The following is a 16832-nucleotide window of genomic DNA, read 5'->3' as shown; positions in this document are numbered from 1 at the left end:
GCTCGGTGACGGCCGACAGTTCCTCGGCAGCGCTGGCGATCTGCGTCACGCCGTCGCTGATGCCGCCGATCAGTTCGCGCAGGCCCTGGGTCATGCTCTGGATAGCGCGCTGCAGTTGGCCCAGTTCGTCCTGACGACGGGACACCAGGTTGTGGGTAAGGTCGCCGGCGGCGATGCGCTCGGCGACTTTGAGCGTCTGATTCAGCGGGATGACGATCTGGCGGGTGATGGCCCATGCTGCCAACAGGCCGAACGCCAGGGCGAGCAGGGTCGCCAGCAACAACATGTTCTTGGCGTGCGCGGCATCGGTGTCACGGACGATGGTCTGCGACGCCGTCAGCTTCTTGCTCAGATCGATCAGGATCTCGCCCTGGGCGCTCATGCGTTTGAGCGCTGCGGCATTCGCCACCTGGGAGTCGCGGAACTGGCTGACCGCAGCGCGATAGGCCTTCAGCGACGCGGTGGCCTGCTGCAGGTTGGCCAGATGCAGCTCAGGTAGTTTGGCGGGCAGGCTGTCGAGGCTTTTCAGGGCGTTGTCGATGGCGTCCAGTGCCGGTTGTTCGGCTTCGGCCTTGCCGCTGTAGGTGTAGCCGCGGACCTGGTAGCGCGCTTGCTGGAGCAACTTGCTTAGCTCGATGACCTGGCTGTAGTCGGCCACGCTGTCGCCTTGCAGCATGGATTTTTCGACTGTGCTGATTTGCGCTACGGCGTTGTCGGCGGTTGCTCCGAGTTTGCTGCGGGCATCTTCACGTGCGGAGGTGGCCTGGGTCATGTCGGCAAAGGCGCGCTTGTATTCGGCGACGGCCATCAGCTGCTGATCGACCATCGCGGCATCGGCAGGCTGTTCGATCAGGCTGCGGGCGGTTTTCAGGCCGGTTTCCAGCTGATTAAGCAGGTCGTTGACTGCGCCGGGGCCTTGCTCGCCACGACGCATGTCGTAGTCGAGGCGGGCGATGCGCAGGTCTTTGCTTAGCTCGATCAGGCTGGAGATGAAGCCGAGCTTGTCGCCACGACTCATCACGCCGCTCAGGCCGGTCCAGCCGGTGAAGGTAATCAACGAGGTCAGCAGCAACACCAATCCGAAACCGACTCCCAGTTTGCGATTGACGCTGACGTTCCCCAGTTTATCGGCTAGCGATTGGTACATGCTGCAACTCCCTCGAACCACACTTAGGTTTTATGAGAGTTATATCGGCAGGTGTCCACGAATCTGTAGGAGCTGCCGAAGGCTGCGATCTTTTGAATTTGATCTTTGGCGTACTCACTTGCGCGAAAATCAAAAGATCGCAGCCTGCGGCAGCTCCTACGGGGAATCGTACGAAATTTTAGAACAGTCGGGCAAGGAGGGCAGTGACGGCGGTTTCGACTCGCAGGATGCGATCGCCAAGTTGGACCGGTTGCAGGCCGGATTTGCCCAGCAGCTCGATTTCGTAGGGGATCCAGCCGCCTTCCGGGCCGATCGCCAGGGTTACCGGCTCGTCCAGGCCGCGAGGGCAGGGCGGGTAATTGCCGGGGTGGCCCACCAGGCCGAGTGTGCCGTCGGTAATCGCCGGCAGGCGGTCTTCGACGAAAGGCTTGAAGCGCTTTTCAATGATGATGTCGGGCAGCACGGTATCGCGCGCCTGTTCGAGGCCGAGAATCAATTGCTCGCGAATCGCTTCCGGCTCCAGGAACGGCGTTTGCCAGAAGCTCTTCTCGACGCGGTAGCTGTTCACCAGGACGATCCGTGGCACACCCATGGCCGCAACGGTCTGAAACACCCTGCGGAGCATCTTCGGGCGTGGCAGGGCCAACACCATGGTCAGGGGCAGCTTGGCCGGAGGTGGCTGGTCGAGGGAGACCCGGAGCTCGGCTTCGGCGGTATCCAGGCGCAGCAATTCGGCTGAGCCCATCAAGCCGCCGATCCGGCCGACCCGCAGGCTGTCACCGACTTGCGAGCGGTGGACTTCCTGCATGTGGGTCAGGCGGCGATCCCGCAGGATTACCCGGTCGGGCGTAATGAAATCGGCCTCTTCGAGCAGCAGCAGGTTCACGGTTGGGTCGCTGGCGGCTGGTCGTTGTGATCGTCAACCGGCTGGTCGTCCGGATGTTCACCGCGTTTGCTGATCAGGCTGCCGAAGATGATGCCGATTTCAAACAGCAGCCACATCGGTACAGCCAGCAGGGTCTGCGAGAAGATGTCCGGTGGCGTCAGGATCATCCCGACCACGAAGCAGCCGATGATCACGTATGGGCGGATTTTCTTCAGGTATTTGACGTCGACCACGCCAATCCACACCAGCAGGACCACGGCCACAGGGATTTCGAAGGCCACGCCAAAGGCGAAGAACAAGGTCATGACGAAATCGAGGTAGCTGGTGATGTCGGTCATCATTTCCACACCGGCCGGAGTGGCGGCGGCGAAGAATTTGAAGATCAGCGGGAACACCAGGTAATAGGCGAACGCCATGCCGGTGTAGAACAACAGGATGCTGGACATCAGCAGGGGTACCGCAATGCGCTTCTCGTGCTTGTACAGGCCGGGCGCAATGAAACCCCAGATCTGATGCAGGATCACCGGGATCGACAGGAACAACGAAACCATCATCGTCAGCTTCAGCGGCGTCAGGAACGGCGACGACACGTCGGTGGCGATCATTGTCGCGCCTTCTGGCAAATACTGGCGCAGTGGCGTGGAGACGAAGGTATAGATCTGCTGGGTGAACGCGAACAACCCGGCGAAGACGATGAAGATCGCGGCTACACAGCGCAGCAGGCGGGTACGCAGCTCGGTGAGGTGCGAAACCAGCGGCATGTGCTGGTCATTTTCTGGGAGATCGCTCATGGGGCTCGCGGCGGCAGTGTTGGGTCATGTGGGGCCGGCGCAACAGGCGCAGCTGCGGGTGTTGCAGGTACAACCGGCGGTTCAGCCAGCGGCTGGACCGGGGTCTGGACTGCGGGTGCGACAGAGGGCACAGGTTCAGCGCCAACAACAGGCTCGACGACCGGCGTCGGGGCATGAATCGTCGGCTCCACCACGGGCTGCACCGGAGTTGGCTCTTGCTGAGTCGGCGAAAAAATCTTCCGCGCCTCCTGCTCCAAAGACAGGATGTGTTCGTTGTGCAGCTGCCGACGAATCTCGTCGGCACCGATTTCACGCTCAACTTCCTGTTTGATCGCGTTGAAGCTGCGCTTCAGACGGCCGACCCACAGGCCGGCAGTGCGCGCAGCGCCCGGCAGACGCTCGGGGCCCAGCACCAGCAGGGCGACGAGGCCGACGAGCAGCAGTTCAGAGAAGCTGATACCAAACATTAGTCAGTGCTCACACGTCTTTGCGGATCGGCTCTTCGACTTTTTGCGCCTGCACGTCGATGGTGTGCGGCTGGTTCACAGACTGCGTGGTCGTTGGCTGAGCCGGCGGCACCGGTTGCGCCGGGGTCACGCTTGGGTCGGCAGGTTTTTCGTCATCGTTCATGGCTTTGCGGAAGCCCTTGATCGACTCGCCAACGTCGGTGCCGAGGTTTTTCAGTTTCTTGGTACCGAATACCAGCACGACAACCACCAGGATCACTACCCAGTGTTTCCAGTCAAAAATGCCCATGTTGCTGCTCCTCTCTAATAGTTGTTCAGGCGGACGGGCGCGAGGCTTTCTCGGCGTGTCCGGACAGACCGAAACGACGGTCCAGTTCATCGAGTACAGCCTGTGGATGCTGCCCCAGTTGAGCGAGCATGACCATGCTGTGGAACCACAGGTCGGCGGTCTCGTAGATCACGTCGCTGCAGTCGCCGCTGATGGCGGCGTCCTTGGCGGCAATAATGGTCTCGACCGATTCTTCGCCGACTTTTTCCAGAATCTTGTTCAGGCCCTTATGGTACAGGCTGGCGACATACGAGCTGTCGGCGGCGGCGCCTTTGCGCTCTTCCAGCACTTCGGCCAGGCGAGTCAGAGTGTCACTCATGTTTGTGTCCTGCGGAATAGATGGCGTGCGGATCTTTGAGAACTGGGTCGACGGTTGTCCAGTCGCCGTTCTCGTAAACGCGGTAGAAGCAGCTCTGGCGGCCGGTATGGCAGGCGATGTCGCCGATCTGCTCGACCATCAGAATGATCACGTCGGCGTCACAGTCCAGGCGCATCTCGTGCAGGGTCTGCACATGCCCGGACTCCTCGCCCTTGCGCCACAATTTGCCGCGCGAACGTGACCAGTAAATGGCGCGGTTTTCGGCGGCAGTCAGCTGCAGCGCTTCACGGTTCATCCAGGCCATCATCAGGACGCGCCCGGTCTTGTGATCCTGGGCAATCGCGGGCACCAGGCCATCGGCGTCCCACTTGATTTCGTCCAGCCAGTTTTTCATCTTCGACTCCGATGCAGGCGCACACTTCAATTGATCGTGGCCTACGTGAAATTCAGCGTTCAACCAGTGTGCCAGTGGATCACCCAACTGGCTATCGACGAACGACCAGATACAAACCAACGGCCATCATGATTCCCGCCGGCCAATAAGCCAGTTCGTTCATCGGCCCGCCCATCGCGAACACTGCTCCGCCTGCCAGGTGGGCAGTGCCGAGCAGGCGCAGGAACCAGTCGTCACGACGTCGATGCCAGGGCGGCGGCGGGTCGTAGGCGTGGGGTTGGGACATGCGTTCGAGCAGGTCGCGGGCCATGTTGGCCAGGTGCGGCAGCTGCTCGAACTGGCTCTGCACGTTGCCGAGCAAGGCTTTGGGGCTGACGCGCTCGCGCATCCAGCGTTCGAGGAACGGCTGGGCGGTGTTCCACAGGTCGAGATCCGGGTACAGCTGCCGGCCCAGGCCTTCGATGTTCAGCAAGGTTTTTTGCAGCAGCACGAGCTGTGGCTGCACTTCCATGTTGAAGCGTCGAGCGGTCTGGAACAGGCGCATCAGCACCTGGCCGAATGAAATATCTTTTAACGGTTTTTCGAAGATCGGCTCGCAGACTGTACGGATGGCCGCTTCGAATTCGTTAAGTTTGGTTTCCGCCGGCACCCAGCCCGAATCGATGTGCAATTGCGCCACGCGCCGGTAGTCGCGCTTGAAGAACGCAAACAGGTTGCGCGCCAGATAGTCCTGGTCTTCCGGGGTCAGGCTGCCGACGATGCCGCAGTCGATCGCAATGTACTGCGGGCTCCACGGGGTGACGGTGCTGACGAAGATGTTGCCCGGGTGCATGTCGGCGTGGAAGAAACTGTCGCGGAACACCTGGGTGAAGAAGATTTCCACGCCGCGTTCGGCGAGCATCTTCATGTCGGTGCGCTGGTCGGCGAGGGTCGCCAGGTCAGTGACCTGGATGCCGTAGATGCGCTCCATCACCAACACTTTCGGCCGGCACCAGTCCCAATAGACTTGCGGCACGTAGAGCAGCGGCGAGCCCTCAAAGTTGCGCTTGAGCTGGCTGGCATTCGCCGCTTCGCGCAGCAGGTCGAGCTCGTCGTAGATGGTTTTTTCGTAGTCCAGGACCACGTCCACCGGGTGCAGCAGGCGCGCATCGGCGGAGAGTTTTTCCGCCGCGCGAGCAAGGATGAACAGCCACGCCAGGTCCTGGGCAATGATCGGCTTGAGGCCCGGGCGGATCACCTTGACCACCACTTCCTCACCGGTTTTCAGCTGCGCGGCATGCACCTGCGCGACCGAGGCCGAGGCCAGCGGCTCGACGTCGAAACGGCTGAAAACTTCGCTGATTTTTTTGCCGAGCTGCTCTTCAATCAGCTTGATCGACACTTGCGAGTCGAATGGCGGCACACGGTCCTGCAGCTTCATCAGTTCGTCGGCAATGTCTTCCGGCAGCAGGTCGCGACGGGTGGACAGGATCTGCCCGAACTTGATGAAGATCGGTCCCAGGTCTTGCAGCGCGAGGCGCAAGCGTGCGCCGCGGCTCAGTTCCAGGGTCTTGCGCGGGAACCAGCGCCACGGCAATGCATAGCGCAGCGCCAGCAGAAACCAGGGCAACGGCAGGGCGAACAGCAGGTCATCGAGGCGGTAGCGAATCACAACGCGCTGGATGCGCAACAAACGGCGGACGGCAAGCAGCTTCATGCGTTATCGCTTGGGTCGAGGGATCGGGAAAGGCGCTCGAAACGCGCCTCAAGACGTTCCAGATCGAGCTTGATCTGGTCCAGTTCACTGAAACGGGCTTCGGCTTCGCGCTGGCCCACGAGGGTGCGCGATTCTTCGGCCAGGTATTCGCCCAGGTTCTGGCCCAGGCTGACAAATCCTTGCTGGTACCAGCGCGCGCGACTGCGCAGGTGCCCGCCCACCAACTGGGTGGCGACCGGTCCGAGCCAGCGCGAGAGCTCGTACTCCCAGTCCAGCTCGAGGTCCTGGAGGATTGCCGCCAGATCCAGCAGCACGCCGCTGTCACCGTCGAGCTCGACTTCAGGGCCATGCAGCACTGCAGTCTTGTCCTTGCTCATCGCCAGTTTCAGCAGGCTGGAGGCCGGGGCACGCAAGGTGCAATCGGCGCCCGTTTCCCACTGGGAAGCAAGCATCAGGCCTTCGTCGCTGGGCAGGATGAACAGCTGGAATGCCGGGCTGCGGCAATCGATGGCGATCACCCGGCCACTCAAATGCGCCAGGCGCGGCAGTGCCGTGCTGTCGAGGCGCAGCACCCGGTTAAGACCGAGTTCAACGCTGGCGAGCAGACCGGCCAGCAGCATCAGGGCTTGATGCCGCGGTGCAGGGCGACGATGCCAGCAGTCATGTTGTGATAGGTCACGCGGTCGAAACCAGCCTCGACCATCATCGACTTCAGGGTTTCCTGATTCGGGTGCATGCGGATCGATTCGGCCAGGTAGCGATAGCTTTCCGAGTCGTTGGTGATCAGCTTGCCCATCAGCGGCATGAAGGCGAACGAGTAGGCGTCGTAGGCTTTGGACATCAGCGCGTTGGTTGGTTTAGAGAATTCCAGCACCAGCAGGCGGCCGCCCGGCTTGAGTACGCGCAGCATCGAACGCAGGGCGTCTTCTTTGTGCGTCACGTTGCGCAGGCCGAAGGCGATGGTCACGCAGTCGAAATGGTTGTCCGGGAACGGCAGCTTTTCCGCGTCGGCCTGGACGAATTCGACGTTGCCGGCCACACCCAGGTCCAGCAGGCGGTCGCGACCGACCTTGAGCATGGATTCATTGATGTCCGCCAACACCACCTGGCCGGTAGGGCCTACCAGGTGCGAGAATTTTTTGGTCAGGTCGCCGGTGCCGCCAGCAATGTCCAGCACCCGGTTACCCGTGCGCACTCCCGACAGTTCGATCGCGAAACGCTTCCACAGACGGTGCATGCCGCCCGACAGGAGGTCGTTCATCAAGTCGTACTTGGCAGCTACCGAGTGGAAAACCTCAGCGACTTTTTCCGCTTTTTGGCTTTCCGGAACGTTTTTGAAACCGAAGTGAGTGGTGGGTTCGGCATCGCTGCCTTTGCGCTGATCAGTCATATCGCTGTCACCAGAAGAGAATGCGGGACATTCTAATCCCGGTGGCCTGCTTTGTCTTGGAGTGGCTAAAGGTAAGATAGGCAATCACCGGGACGTTTTGCCGCAGCAGCGGTCAAGATGCTCCAGGAAGCATTCATAAAGCAGGAGTCATTTGATGGCCCGTATTAGTGTTGAACGTGCCCACGCCCTGGGTAAGGAAGCGGCCCGCGAGAAGGCTGACGTGCTGGCGCAGAAACTGTCCGAGCAGTATGGCCTGGAGCCACAGTGGGCCGGAGATACCCTGAACCTCAAGCGCTCGGGGGTGAAGGGGGCGGTGCATGTGGGTGAGGATTCGATCCGGGTGGATGTCGAGCTGGGGCTGTTGATGTCGGCCATGAGTGGCACGATCAAGTCGGAAATCGAGAAGGCGCTGGATAAAGCCCTGGTGTGATTTTCGCGTGACATGCGACCCCTGTAGGAGTGAGCCTGCTCGCGATAGCGGTCTGTCAGTCGACATCGATTTGGGCTGATAGGCCGCTATCGCGAGCAGGCTCACTCCTACATTTGTTTAAGGTGCGCCCGAGGTTTCATGTCAGTTGTTAGGGTGCCGTTTCTAATTATTCTCACTACTTTGTGCCTGAGCCCGACTCTTTCGCGGGCAGTTCCTCAAACCTTCTGCGCGTGAGGTGCACCATGGCCAAAGTTATTCTGAAGAAAAAAATCGACGCATCGACCACTGCTCTGGGCGACGTCAAATCCTATGCCCGCAAGATCTGGCTGGCAGGCCTGGGGGCCTACACCAAGGTCGGCCAAGAGGGCAGCGAGTACTTTCAAGAGTTGATCAAAGAAGGTCAAACTGTTGAAAAGAAAGGCAAAAAGGTAGTTGCGGAAAAACTTGAAGCCGCCAACTCCGAGATCGATGAAGCGAAGAGTGAAGTCAGTAGTTTCAAAGGCAAAGTAGAACTGCAACTGGACAAGGTCGAGAAGGCTTTTGACTCGCGTGTTGCAAGTGCCTTGAATCGTATCGGCATTCCGTCTAAACATGACGTTGAGACACTCTCTGCTAAGCTCGATGAGCTGACGGCATTGCTCGAACGCGTCGCGCGTAAATCTTAAGGAGAACGGGATGGCTGGTAAAAAGAACACCGAAAAAGAAGGCAGCTCGTGGATCGGGAAAGTTGAAGACTACTCCCGCAAAATCTGGCTGGCCGGTTTAGGCGTGTACTCGAAGATCGACACTGACGGCAGCAAGCTCTTCGATACATTGGTCAAAGACGGCGAGAAAGCCGAGAAGCTCGCCAAGAACGTTGTCGGCGATAAAGTTGATGCCGCCAAGGACTCCGCCACGTCGGCCAAGTCGCGCATCTCCGGTGTGAAGGATCGTGCACTGGGCAAGTGGGATGAGCTGGAAGGTGCTTTTGACAAGCGCCTCAATAGCGCCATTTCGCGTCTGGGCGTGCCGAGCCGCAATGAAGTCAAGGCACTGCACAGCAAGGTCGATACCCTGACCAAGCAGATCGAAAAACTCACCGGGGCCAAGGTCGCGCCTGCTGCAGCGAAAACCGCAGCGGCCAAACCTGCTGCGAAATCGACTGCCAAGCCACTGGCCAAGGCTGTTGCCAAACCGGTTGCCAAGACTGCAGCGAAAGCCGCGTCCGCCGCCAAGTCGGTGGCCAAGACTGCCGCAGCCAAACCGGCTGCAGCCAAGGCCGCGGTCAAGTCGGTGGCTGCCAAAGCGACCGATAAACCAGCTGCCAAGCCGGCGGCAAAACCAGCGGCCAAGACTGCCGCAGCCAAACCTGCGGCAAAACCTGCCGCAGCGAAGAAGCCTGCAGTGAAAAAACCGGCAGCGCCGAAAACCGCTGCAGCCAAGCCGGCAGCAGCGCCGGCCGCCAAGCCAACCCCGGCCCCGGCCAGCGCATCGAACTCGGCCGCCGCGCCGACGCCTGCTGCTACCTCGACTGCCGCGCCAGCTCCATCGACGCCAACCAGTCAGTCCTGATTCCGGGACTCAACAAAACGCCCGGCCTGCGAAGGTCGGGCGTTTTTATTTGGGCGCAGCATTACCCCTGTAGGAGCTGCCGAGTGAAACGAGGCTGCGATCTTTTGATTTTAAAGATCAAAAGATCGCAGCCTCGTTTCACTCGGCAGCTCCTACGGTGGCAGGGGGTGACTTTTAATCGTGTTCTTCGAGGTACTGCATCGCCAGATGCTCCGTCGCCACCTTGATCGGCGGCAGCAGATGCGGGGCCACCAGCATCATGATCTGGTACACCACCAACCGCACCTCGCCCTCGCGATCAAGGATGCGCTGGTAGTCCAGTGAGAACAGCAGCGTCATGGTGATCTGTTCCACCAGCTGCCCAAGCGCTTGCGTGTCACTGACCAGCTGCCCCTGAGCTTTAAGGCGCGCCAGCAGGGACGCCAGCGTGCGCTTCAGGGCGTTCAGCAGGTTGCGGATGCCCTTGGCCAGTTTCGGCAGGCGACCCGCCAGATTCGACAGGTCCTGGAACAGGAACCGATAGTGCGCCAGTCGCTCGACAATCAGGTGCAGGAACAGCCAGTAATCTTCCGGTGCCAGCTCCGCGTCCGACGGCGGGTCGAGCAACGGTGAAAGTTCGCTCTGGAAGCGTTCGAACAAACCGAGGATCAGCGGTTCCTTGCCATGAAAATGGTAGTAGAGGTTGCCCGGGCTGATCCCCATTTCGTTGGCAACTTCCATGGTTGAAACGTTCGGTTCGCCCTTCTGGTTGAACAACTGCAAGGCACATTCGAGAATCCGGTCGCGGGTCTTCATCCAGTCTTCTTAATGGTTCGTTGAGCGTCAGCGCACTCGCACATAGGTGCCGGGTGCCGCTTCCATCGGTGGATAATTCTGATTGCCGAGGGCCATGTGCGTTTCCTTTTGCGCGCCTGACCGTTCCTGCACCCAGCTCAGCCATTGGGGCCACCAGCTGCCGTCGACTTGCTTGGCGTCGTAATACCAGGCCCGCGGATCGCTGCTGAGTTTTGCGCCTTCGATGTAATTGGCTTTCGGGTTGTTCGGTGGGTTGAGGATGCTCTGCACGTGGCCGCTGTTGGACAGCACGAAGCGCCGGTCCCCGCCTAGCAGCAGGGTCGAGCGATACACCGCGTCCCAGGGAGTGATGTGGTCATTGATGCCGGCCACGCTGAAGCTGTCGACCGTGACTTTCTGCAGGTCGATCGGCGTGCCACACACTTCGAGTCCACCGGGATGGCTCAACGGATTGTGCTTGAAGAAGTCCAGCAGATCACCGTGCAGTGCCGCTGGCAGGCGGGTGTTGTCGTTGTTCCAGTAGAGAATGTCGAACGCCGGCGGCTCCTTGCCCAACAGGTAATTGTTGACGAAGTAGCTCCAGATCAAATCGTTGGGGCGCATCCAGGCGAACACCTTGGCCATGTCGCGACCGTCCAGCACGCCTTTCTGGTACGAGCGACGCTTGGCCGCCTCCAGTGTCTGTTCATCGGCGAAGAGGGTGGCGGGGGAGTCCATCTGGCTGTCGAGCAGGCTGACCAGGTAGGTCGCGCTGGAGACCCGTCGCAGTTGCCGTTTTGCCTGCAAATGTCCCTGCAGGGCGGCAATGGTCAGGCCGCCAGCGCAGGCGCCCATCAGGTTGACCTCGCGCGCGCCGGTAATCGCCCGGCACACGTTCATCGCTTCTTCCACGGCTTCGACGTAGGTCGACAGGCCCCATTCGCGGTGACGCACATCGGGGTTGCGCCAGCTGATCATGAACGTCTGCAGGCCGTTTTTCAGGGCGAATTGGACAAAGCTGTTGGCGGGGCTCAGGTCGAAGATGTAGTACTTGTTAATCTGCGGCGGCACCACCAGCAAGGGTTTGGAATATTGCTTTTCACTCATCGGCCGGTACTGGATCAACTCCAGCAGTTCATTGCGAAACACCACTGAACCCGTGGTGGTGGCGACGGTTTTGCCGACCTCGAAGGCCTGCTTGGTGACCTGCCGGGGCAGGCCGTCGTTGTGCAGGAAGTCGTCGACCAGGTGGCTGACCCCGCGCACCAGGCTGTTGCCACCGGAGTTAAAGATTTCCTTGATCGCCAGCGGATTGAGCAGTGAGTTGGAGGGGGCTACGGCGTCGTTGAGCAAGGCAAAGGCGAAATGCGCGCGAGCACGATCGTCGGGGCTCATGCCACTTTCATCGATCCAGCTTTTGACCTGCTTCTGCCAGCTCAGGTACGCCTGCAGGCTGCGTCGATAAAATGGATTGAGGCTCCATGCTGGGTCGGCGAAGCGACTGTCCAGAGGATTGGTCGGGTGCAGGGTTTCACCCAATAGCACCCGACCCAGCTGGCCGCCGAACTTCAACGCGTGCCGGGCACTGTGCAGCGGATTGCGCAGTCCGTGAGCGGCCACGCTGCGCAGGGTCGACAGCATGTCGCGGCCACGCAAGCCGGTGATCGCACTTTGCGCGTTGATGAACGCGGCGGGCGTGGGTAGGGAATCCCGCACTGGTTTGTCGCGCATGACTCAACACTCCTTCGTCTTCAGGCCAAAAACAAACACACCGAACCAGAACACCATAGACGCACTAACGGGTTGTTGCGCGGTGCGGCGTCCTGCCGAACCCTTTTAGTCAGTGCTGGGGTCAGTTAACCGCCCAATGGCGCCGGATGCGGGTGCATCACTGCGCGCTGCCGTTCTTCTTCAAGGAATTTCATGATGATTGGCGCCACAGCTTCGGCGCGGGTGATCAGGAACAGATGACCGTCATCGATGATGTGCAACTGGGCATTGGGAATCCGCCAGGCCAGCAGGCGCATGTTGATGAGCGGGATCAGCGGGTCGTCGTCGCCGGCCAGTACCAGGGTCGGCTGGTGGATCTTGTGCAGCCAGTGAATGCTAGTCCAGCCAAGCCCCGCGAACAGCTGCCAGTAGTAACCGAGCTTGCCTGCCGAACGGACTTTCGCCGCATGGCTGGCTGCCAGGGTCGGATCCCGGCGAAACGAGCCGCCGTAGATCATCGGCGCAATACGGATCACATGGGATGGCTGGATGTAGCGCCTGGGGCTGGCCATCATCCACAGCACTTTCGGTTTGCCCGGCACCATCACAGCACCGGCCGCAGTGGCGGCCAGCACCAGTTTCTTGCAGCGCTCGGGGTAGTCGTAGGCAAACTGCTGGGCCAGGGCGCCGCCCCATGACACGCCGATCACGTTGACCCGGCCGTAGTCGAGATAGTCGAGCATCCGTGCCGTGAGTTTTGCCAGGCCCGGAAAGCGGTAGGGTCGGTTTGGTGTCGACGAGCCGCCGACCCCGGGTACGTCGAAGGCGATGACTTCGAGGTCAGGGTCCAGCGCCGCGACGAACGGAAACACCAGCTCCAGGTTGGCGCCGATGCCGTTGAAGATCAGCAGGGGCGTCAAATGAGGCTTGCCTGGGCGTACCGCGGTCCGGAGGGTTTGGCCATCCAGGTCGACGGTACGAAAAATAAACGGTTGCGGCATGCTTCAGGCCCTGTGGGTGAATTATCCCCGATCCTCGTAGGAGCTGCCGCAGGCTGCGATCTTTTGATCTTCCGTCAACATCAAAAGATCGCAGCCTGCGGCAGCTCCTACGGGCCGGGGGTGTGTCAGTTACCGCTCGTGTACGTATGTGCCCGGCGCTGCCTCGCCGGCGGAGTAGGTCTTGTTGCCCAGGCTTGTAGGCGACTTCTTCAGCTTGCCCGAACGCTCGGCCTGCCACGCCTGCCAGTGCAGCCACCAGGAATCAGTGTGCTTGGTGGAGTTCTCCTGCCATTCCTCGGCGTTCGCCGCCATTTCGCTGCTGGTCATGTAACGAGACTTCGGATTGCCAGGCGGGTTCAGAATGCTTTGGATGTGGCCGCTGCTCGAAAGGACGAACTCGACCTTGCCGCCAAACAGTTGCGCCGACTTGTAGCAGGACTTCCAGGGCGTGATGTGGTCGTTGGTGCCGGCCAGGGAAAAGATGTCGGCAGTCACCTGCTTCAGATCGATCGCCGTGCCGCACACTTCCAGTGCATTAGGGCGGATCAGTGGGTTACTTTTGAACATCTCGATCAGGTCGCCGTGGAAAGCGGCGGGCAGGCGCGTGGTGTCGTTGTTCCAGAACAGGATGTCGAACACCGGCGGCTCGTTGCCCAGCAGGTAGTTGTTGACCCAGTAGTTCCAGATCAGGTCATTGGGGCGCATCCAGGCAAACACTTTCGCCATGTCGCGGCCTTCCAGCACACCGGCCTGATAGGAGTGACGCTTGGCCGCTTCGAGAGTTTGCTCGTCAACGAACAAGGCCACGTCGCTGTCCAGGGTGGTGTCCAGCACGCTCACCAGTAGCGTCAGGGCGTTGACCTTCTTCTCGCCGATTGCCGCGTAATGGCCCAGCAGCGCGGTGCAGGTAATCCCGCCGGAACAGGCGCCGAGCATGTTCACGTCTTTGCTGCCGGTAATCGCGGTGACCACGTCGACCGCTTCCTTGAGCGCCTCGATGTAGGTCGACAGGCCCCACTCGCGCTGCTCCTTGGTCGGGTTGCGCCAACTGACGATAAAGGTCTGCACGTTGTTGCGCAGGCAAAACCGCGCCAGGCTTTTGTCCGGGCTCAGGTCGAAGACGTAGAACTTGTTGATTTGCGGCGGCACCACCAGCAATGGACGCTCGTGCACCTGCTCGGTGATCGGCCGGTACTGGATCAGCTCCAGCACGTCGTTGCGAAACACCACCGCGCCCTCGGTCACGCCCAGGCTCTTGCCCACCTCAAACGCACCCATGTTGACCTGGCTCGGCATACCGCCGTTGTGCACCAGGTCCTTGGCCAGATGCGAGAGGCCGTCGAGCAGGCTCTTGCCGCCAGTTTCAAAGAAGCGCTTGACTGCCGCCGGGTTGACCGCACTGTTGGTCGGGGCCATGGCTTCGGTCATGAGGTTGATGACGAAATGCCCGCGGGCGACGTCCTTGGGTGACAGGCTGCTGTCGTCGATCCAGGAGTGGAGTTCCTTGCGCCACGCCAGGTAGGTTTGCAGATAACGTTTATACAGCGGGTTCTGGCTCCAGGCCGGATCGGCGAAGCGACGGTCATCGCCGGCAGGCTGAAGTTCGGATTTGCCAAACAGCACGTTCTTCAATTCGAGACCGAAATGGGCGACGTGCTTGACGCTGTGAATCGGTTGCCTGATGGCTTGAGTCAACACCATTCGAGCTGAGCCCAGCAGATCCTTTCTACGTAGTCCAACGACAGGATTCAGCCCCAAGGTATTTTCCGAGGCCTGAAATTTCAGGTCATCGTTATTCTTGTTACTCATCTACGACGCTCCATTGTCCTGAGACGAGTACCTGAGTCCAGCTGTGTAGTGACACAGCAAATGTCAGGTACTACTGCCCGGGTGACCGATAGTTCTGCACCACTGCTTTTATGCAGAGAGCACTGCAGGGAACTTGCCAGCTCCATTGGTTACCCGAGTTTAATTTTTTTCGCAAGCGGGCGAATCGTCGGCCCTGAAGCGGAGCATTCAAACAGATGGAATTAGAAAATGCCTTCTAATGAGCAAGAGGTGCGGACTAGAGCATCAGCCTGACGACAGATTGGCTCGGGTCGCGGGTTTTGCCAGCAGCCTTGAGCTCGGCAAGATAATCGTTCCAGAGATCGTCCTGACGCACGCCCAGCTGGTACAGATATTCCCAGGTGAACAGGCCGCTGTCGTGGCCGTCATCAAAGGTCAATTTCAGTGCGTACTGACCGGCCGGTTCGACCTTGGTCAGGCCTACGGCGATCTTGCCAAATTGCAGGATAGGTTTGCCGTGGCCCTGGACCTCGGCGGAAGGGGAGTGCACTCGCAGGAATTCTGCGGGCAGGTGATGCTCCTCGCCGGACGCGTATTTCAGCGACAGGGTTTTCGAGGCTTTGTGCAGCTTGATGTCGGTGGGGATCATGGCGGGTCATCCGTTTGCGTGGGGGACCTCGGTTCAAATGTGGGAGCGGGCTTGCTCGCGAAGGGGCCATGGCATTCAACATCAATGTTGAATGCCAGACCGCTTTCGCGAGCAAGCCCGCTCCCACAGGGTCCGCTACTACAGTAAGTATGTCTTACAGGATATAACGGGACAGGTCTTCGTTCTCCGCCAATTCGCCCAGGTGGCTGTTGACGTATTCAGCGTCGATCATGATCACCTTGTCGTCGTGGGCGCTGGCCAGGTCGCCGGCGCTGAACGACACTTCTTCGAGCAGGCGCTCAAGCAGTGTGTGCAGGCGACGAGCACCGATGTTCTCGGTCTTTTCGTTGACCTGCCAGGCGATCTCGGCGATGCGCTTGATGCCGTCCGGCTGGAACTCGATGCCCAAACCTTCGGTTTTCAACAGCGCGCAATATTGCTCGGTCAGGGATGCGTGCGGCTCGCTGAGGATGCGCTCGAAGTCTTCCGGCGTCAGTGCCTTGAGTTCGACCCGGATCGGCAGGCGACCTTGCAGCTCGGGCACCAGGTCGCTCGGTTTGCTCAGGTGGAACGCGCCGGAGGCGATGAACAGGATGTGGTCGGTCTTGACCATACCCAGCTTGGTGTTGACCGTGCAGCCTTCGATCAGCGGCAGCAAGTCACGCTGAACGCCTTCGCGGGACACATCAACACCGCCGGAGTTGCCGCGCTTGGCGACCTTGTCGATTTCGTCGATGAACACGATGCCGTGCTGCTCGACCGCTTCCAGGGCCTTGGCCTTGAGCTCTTCGTCGTTGACCAGGCGCCCTGCTTCTTCGTCGCGCACCAGTTTCAGCGCTTCCTTGATCTTGAGCTTGCGAGACTTCTTCTTGCCCTTGCCCATGTTGGCAAACAGGCTCTGCAGCTGGTTGGTCATTTCTTCCATGCCCGGTGGCGCGGAGATATCGACGCCGGCCACTTCGGCGACTTCGATTTCGATCTCCTTGTCATCCAGCTGACCTTCACGCAGGCGCTTGCGGAACAGCTGGCGGGTGTTGGAATCTGCCGATGGAGTCGCCTCGTCACTGTTGAAGCCGGTGCGAGCCGGTGGCAGCAAGGCGTCGAGGATGCGCTCTTCTGCGGCGTCTTCGGCGCGGTGGCGAACCTTGGTCATCTCCTGTTCGCGCAGCAGTTTGATTGCCGCGTCAGCCAGGTCACGAATGATCGATTCGACGTCGCGACCGACATAGCCGACTTCGGTGAACTTGGTCGCTTCGACCTTGATGAACGGCGCGTTGGCCAGCTTGGCCAGGCGACGGGCGATTTCGGTCTTGCCGACACCGGTCGGGCCGATCATCAGGATGTTCTTGGGGGTTACTTCGACGCGCAGCTCTTCAGGCAGCTGCATCCGACGCCAGCGATTGCGCAGGGCAATGGCGACGGCGCGTTTGGCATCGTCCTGGCCGATGATATGGCGATTGAGTTCGTGGACGATTTCACGGGGAGTCATGGACATAATAATTGGCGGACCT

Annotated in this window: 18 protein-coding genes and 1 pseudogene; 3 read left to right on the top strand and 16 right to left on the bottom strand. The window is 60.2% G+C overall.

From position 1 onward, the window contains the following. Positions 1–133: 133 nt before the first annotated feature. From ACYZTK_RS13580 to ubiE, 10 genes and pseudogenes are all read right to left on the bottom strand, one after another. A pseudogene (locus tag ACYZTK_RS13580) lies at positions 134–1018 on the bottom strand (methyl-accepting chemotaxis protein); the annotation flags it as partial. Positions 1019–1325: 307 nt separating this feature from the next. After that, positions 1326–2033: a 16S rRNA (uracil(1498)-N(3))-methyltransferase gene (locus ACYZTK_RS13575; RefSeq protein WP_462010368.1), complete on the bottom strand. Its 708-nt coding sequence runs from the start codon at positions 2031–2033 to the stop codon at positions 1326–1328. Beyond that, entirely contained in the window at positions 2030–2824 is a 795-nt protein-coding gene (gene tatC / locus ACYZTK_RS13570) for a twin-arginine translocase subunit TatC (protein WP_462010367.1), read from the bottom strand. The genes ACYZTK_RS13575 and tatC overlap by 4 nt, the downstream gene beginning before the upstream one ends. Next, positions 2821–3291 carry a Sec-independent protein translocase protein TatB gene (gene tatB / locus ACYZTK_RS13565; RefSeq protein WP_462010366.1) on the bottom strand — a complete coding sequence of 157 codons (471 nt, stop codon included), beginning with the start codon at positions 3289–3291 and terminating at the stop codon, positions 2821–2823. Before tatB ends, tatC begins: the two co-directional genes overlap by 4 nt. 10 nt (positions 3292–3301) lie before the next feature. Then, entirely contained in the window at positions 3302–3580 is a 279-nt protein-coding gene (locus ACYZTK_RS13560) for a twin-arginine translocase TatA/TatE family subunit (RefSeq protein WP_462010365.1), read from the bottom strand. A gap of 25 nt (positions 3581–3605) precedes the next feature. Then, positions 3606–3938 carry a phosphoribosyl-ATP diphosphatase gene (locus ACYZTK_RS13555; RefSeq protein WP_008047820.1) on the bottom strand — a complete coding sequence of 111 codons (333 nt, stop codon included), beginning with the start codon at positions 3936–3938 and terminating at the stop codon, positions 3606–3608. Then, the gene (gene hisI, locus ACYZTK_RS13550; protein WP_160390647.1) at positions 3931–4332 is read right to left on the bottom strand and encodes a phosphoribosyl-AMP cyclohydrolase; all 402 of its coding nucleotides are present in this window, start codon (positions 4330–4332) and stop codon (positions 3931–3933) included. The genes ACYZTK_RS13555 and hisI overlap by 8 nt, the downstream gene beginning before the upstream one ends. A gap of 91 nt (positions 4333–4423) precedes the next feature. Then, positions 4424–6028 carry a ubiquinone biosynthesis regulatory protein kinase UbiB gene (ubiB, locus tag ACYZTK_RS13545; RefSeq protein WP_462010364.1) on the bottom strand — a complete coding sequence of 535 codons (1605 nt, stop codon included), beginning with the start codon at positions 6026–6028 and terminating at the stop codon, positions 4424–4426. Beyond that, positions 6025–6648 (bottom strand): ubiquinone biosynthesis accessory factor UbiJ, encoded by a 624-nt coding sequence (locus ACYZTK_RS13540; RefSeq protein ID WP_462010363.1) that lies wholly within the window; start codon positions 6646–6648, stop codon positions 6025–6027. The genes ubiB and ACYZTK_RS13540 overlap by 4 nt, the downstream gene beginning before the upstream one ends. Further along, complete coding sequence (gene ubiE / locus ACYZTK_RS13535; protein WP_007948968.1) at positions 6648–7418, bottom strand: bifunctional demethylmenaquinone methyltransferase/2-methoxy-6-polyprenyl-1,4-benzoquinol methylase UbiE; 771 nt, start codon at positions 7416–7418, stop codon at positions 6648–6650. Before ubiE ends, ACYZTK_RS13540 begins: the two co-directional genes overlap by 1 nt. Positions 7419–7572: 154 nt before the next feature. Between ubiE and ACYZTK_RS13530 the strand changes: the two genes are divergently transcribed. The 3 genes from ACYZTK_RS13530 (at position 7573) to ACYZTK_RS13520 (ending at position 9399) form a co-directional block, all read left to right on the top strand. Then, positions 7573–7848, top strand: a complete 276-nt coding sequence (locus ACYZTK_RS13530) for a polyhydroxyalkanoic acid system family protein (RefSeq protein ID WP_462010362.1) — start codon at positions 7573–7575, stop codon at positions 7846–7848. Between the two features lie 242 nt (positions 7849–8090). Continuing rightward, on the top strand, positions 8091–8513 hold the full coding sequence (locus ACYZTK_RS13525) for a phasin family protein (protein WP_462010361.1): 423 nt from the start codon (positions 8091–8093) through the stop codon (positions 8511–8513). Between the two features lie 10 nt (positions 8514–8523). Next, on the top strand, positions 8524–9399 hold the full coding sequence (locus tag ACYZTK_RS13520; protein ID WP_462010360.1) for a phasin family protein: 876 nt from the start codon (positions 8524–8526) through the stop codon (positions 9397–9399). 174 nt (positions 9400–9573) lie between these two features. Here ACYZTK_RS13520 and ACYZTK_RS13515 read toward each other — a convergent pair whose 3' ends face one another. From ACYZTK_RS13515 to hslU, 6 genes are all read right to left on the bottom strand, one after another. Continuing rightward, positions 9574–10194, bottom strand: a complete 621-nt coding sequence (locus ACYZTK_RS13515) for a TetR/AcrR family transcriptional regulator (RefSeq protein ID WP_462010359.1) — start codon at positions 10192–10194, stop codon at positions 9574–9576. Between the two features lie 27 nt (positions 10195–10221). Then, complete coding sequence (gene phaC / locus ACYZTK_RS13510; protein WP_462010358.1) at positions 10222–11904, bottom strand: class II poly(R)-hydroxyalkanoic acid synthase; 1683 nt, start codon at positions 11902–11904, stop codon at positions 10222–10224. 125 nt (positions 11905–12029) lie between these two features. Then, positions 12030–12884 (bottom strand): poly(3-hydroxyalkanoate) depolymerase, encoded by an 855-nt coding sequence (gene phaZ, locus ACYZTK_RS13505; protein ID WP_150713581.1) that lies wholly within the window; start codon positions 12882–12884, stop codon positions 12030–12032. Positions 12885–13013: 129 nt separating this feature from the next. After that, positions 13014–14693: a class II poly(R)-hydroxyalkanoic acid synthase gene (phaC, locus tag ACYZTK_RS13500; protein WP_462010357.1), complete on the bottom strand. Its 1680-nt coding sequence runs from the start codon at positions 14691–14693 to the stop codon at positions 13014–13016. A 256-nt stretch (positions 14694–14949) separates the two neighbouring features. Beyond that, complete coding sequence (locus tag ACYZTK_RS13495; RefSeq protein ID WP_462010356.1) at positions 14950–15321, bottom strand: gamma-butyrobetaine hydroxylase family protein; 372 nt, start codon at positions 15319–15321, stop codon at positions 14950–14952. Positions 15322–15475: 154 nt separating this feature from the next. Then, complete coding sequence (hslU, locus tag ACYZTK_RS13490) at positions 15476–16816, bottom strand: ATP-dependent protease ATPase subunit HslU (RefSeq protein ID WP_462010355.1); 1341 nt, start codon at positions 16814–16816, stop codon at positions 15476–15478. Positions 16817–16832 lie beyond the last annotated feature (16 nt).

The organism is Pseudomonas sp. LB3P31 (genome assembly GCF_054897945.1).
Note: the sequence above shows the minus strand (reverse complement) of the source record. Positions and strands in the feature narration are given on the sequence as shown.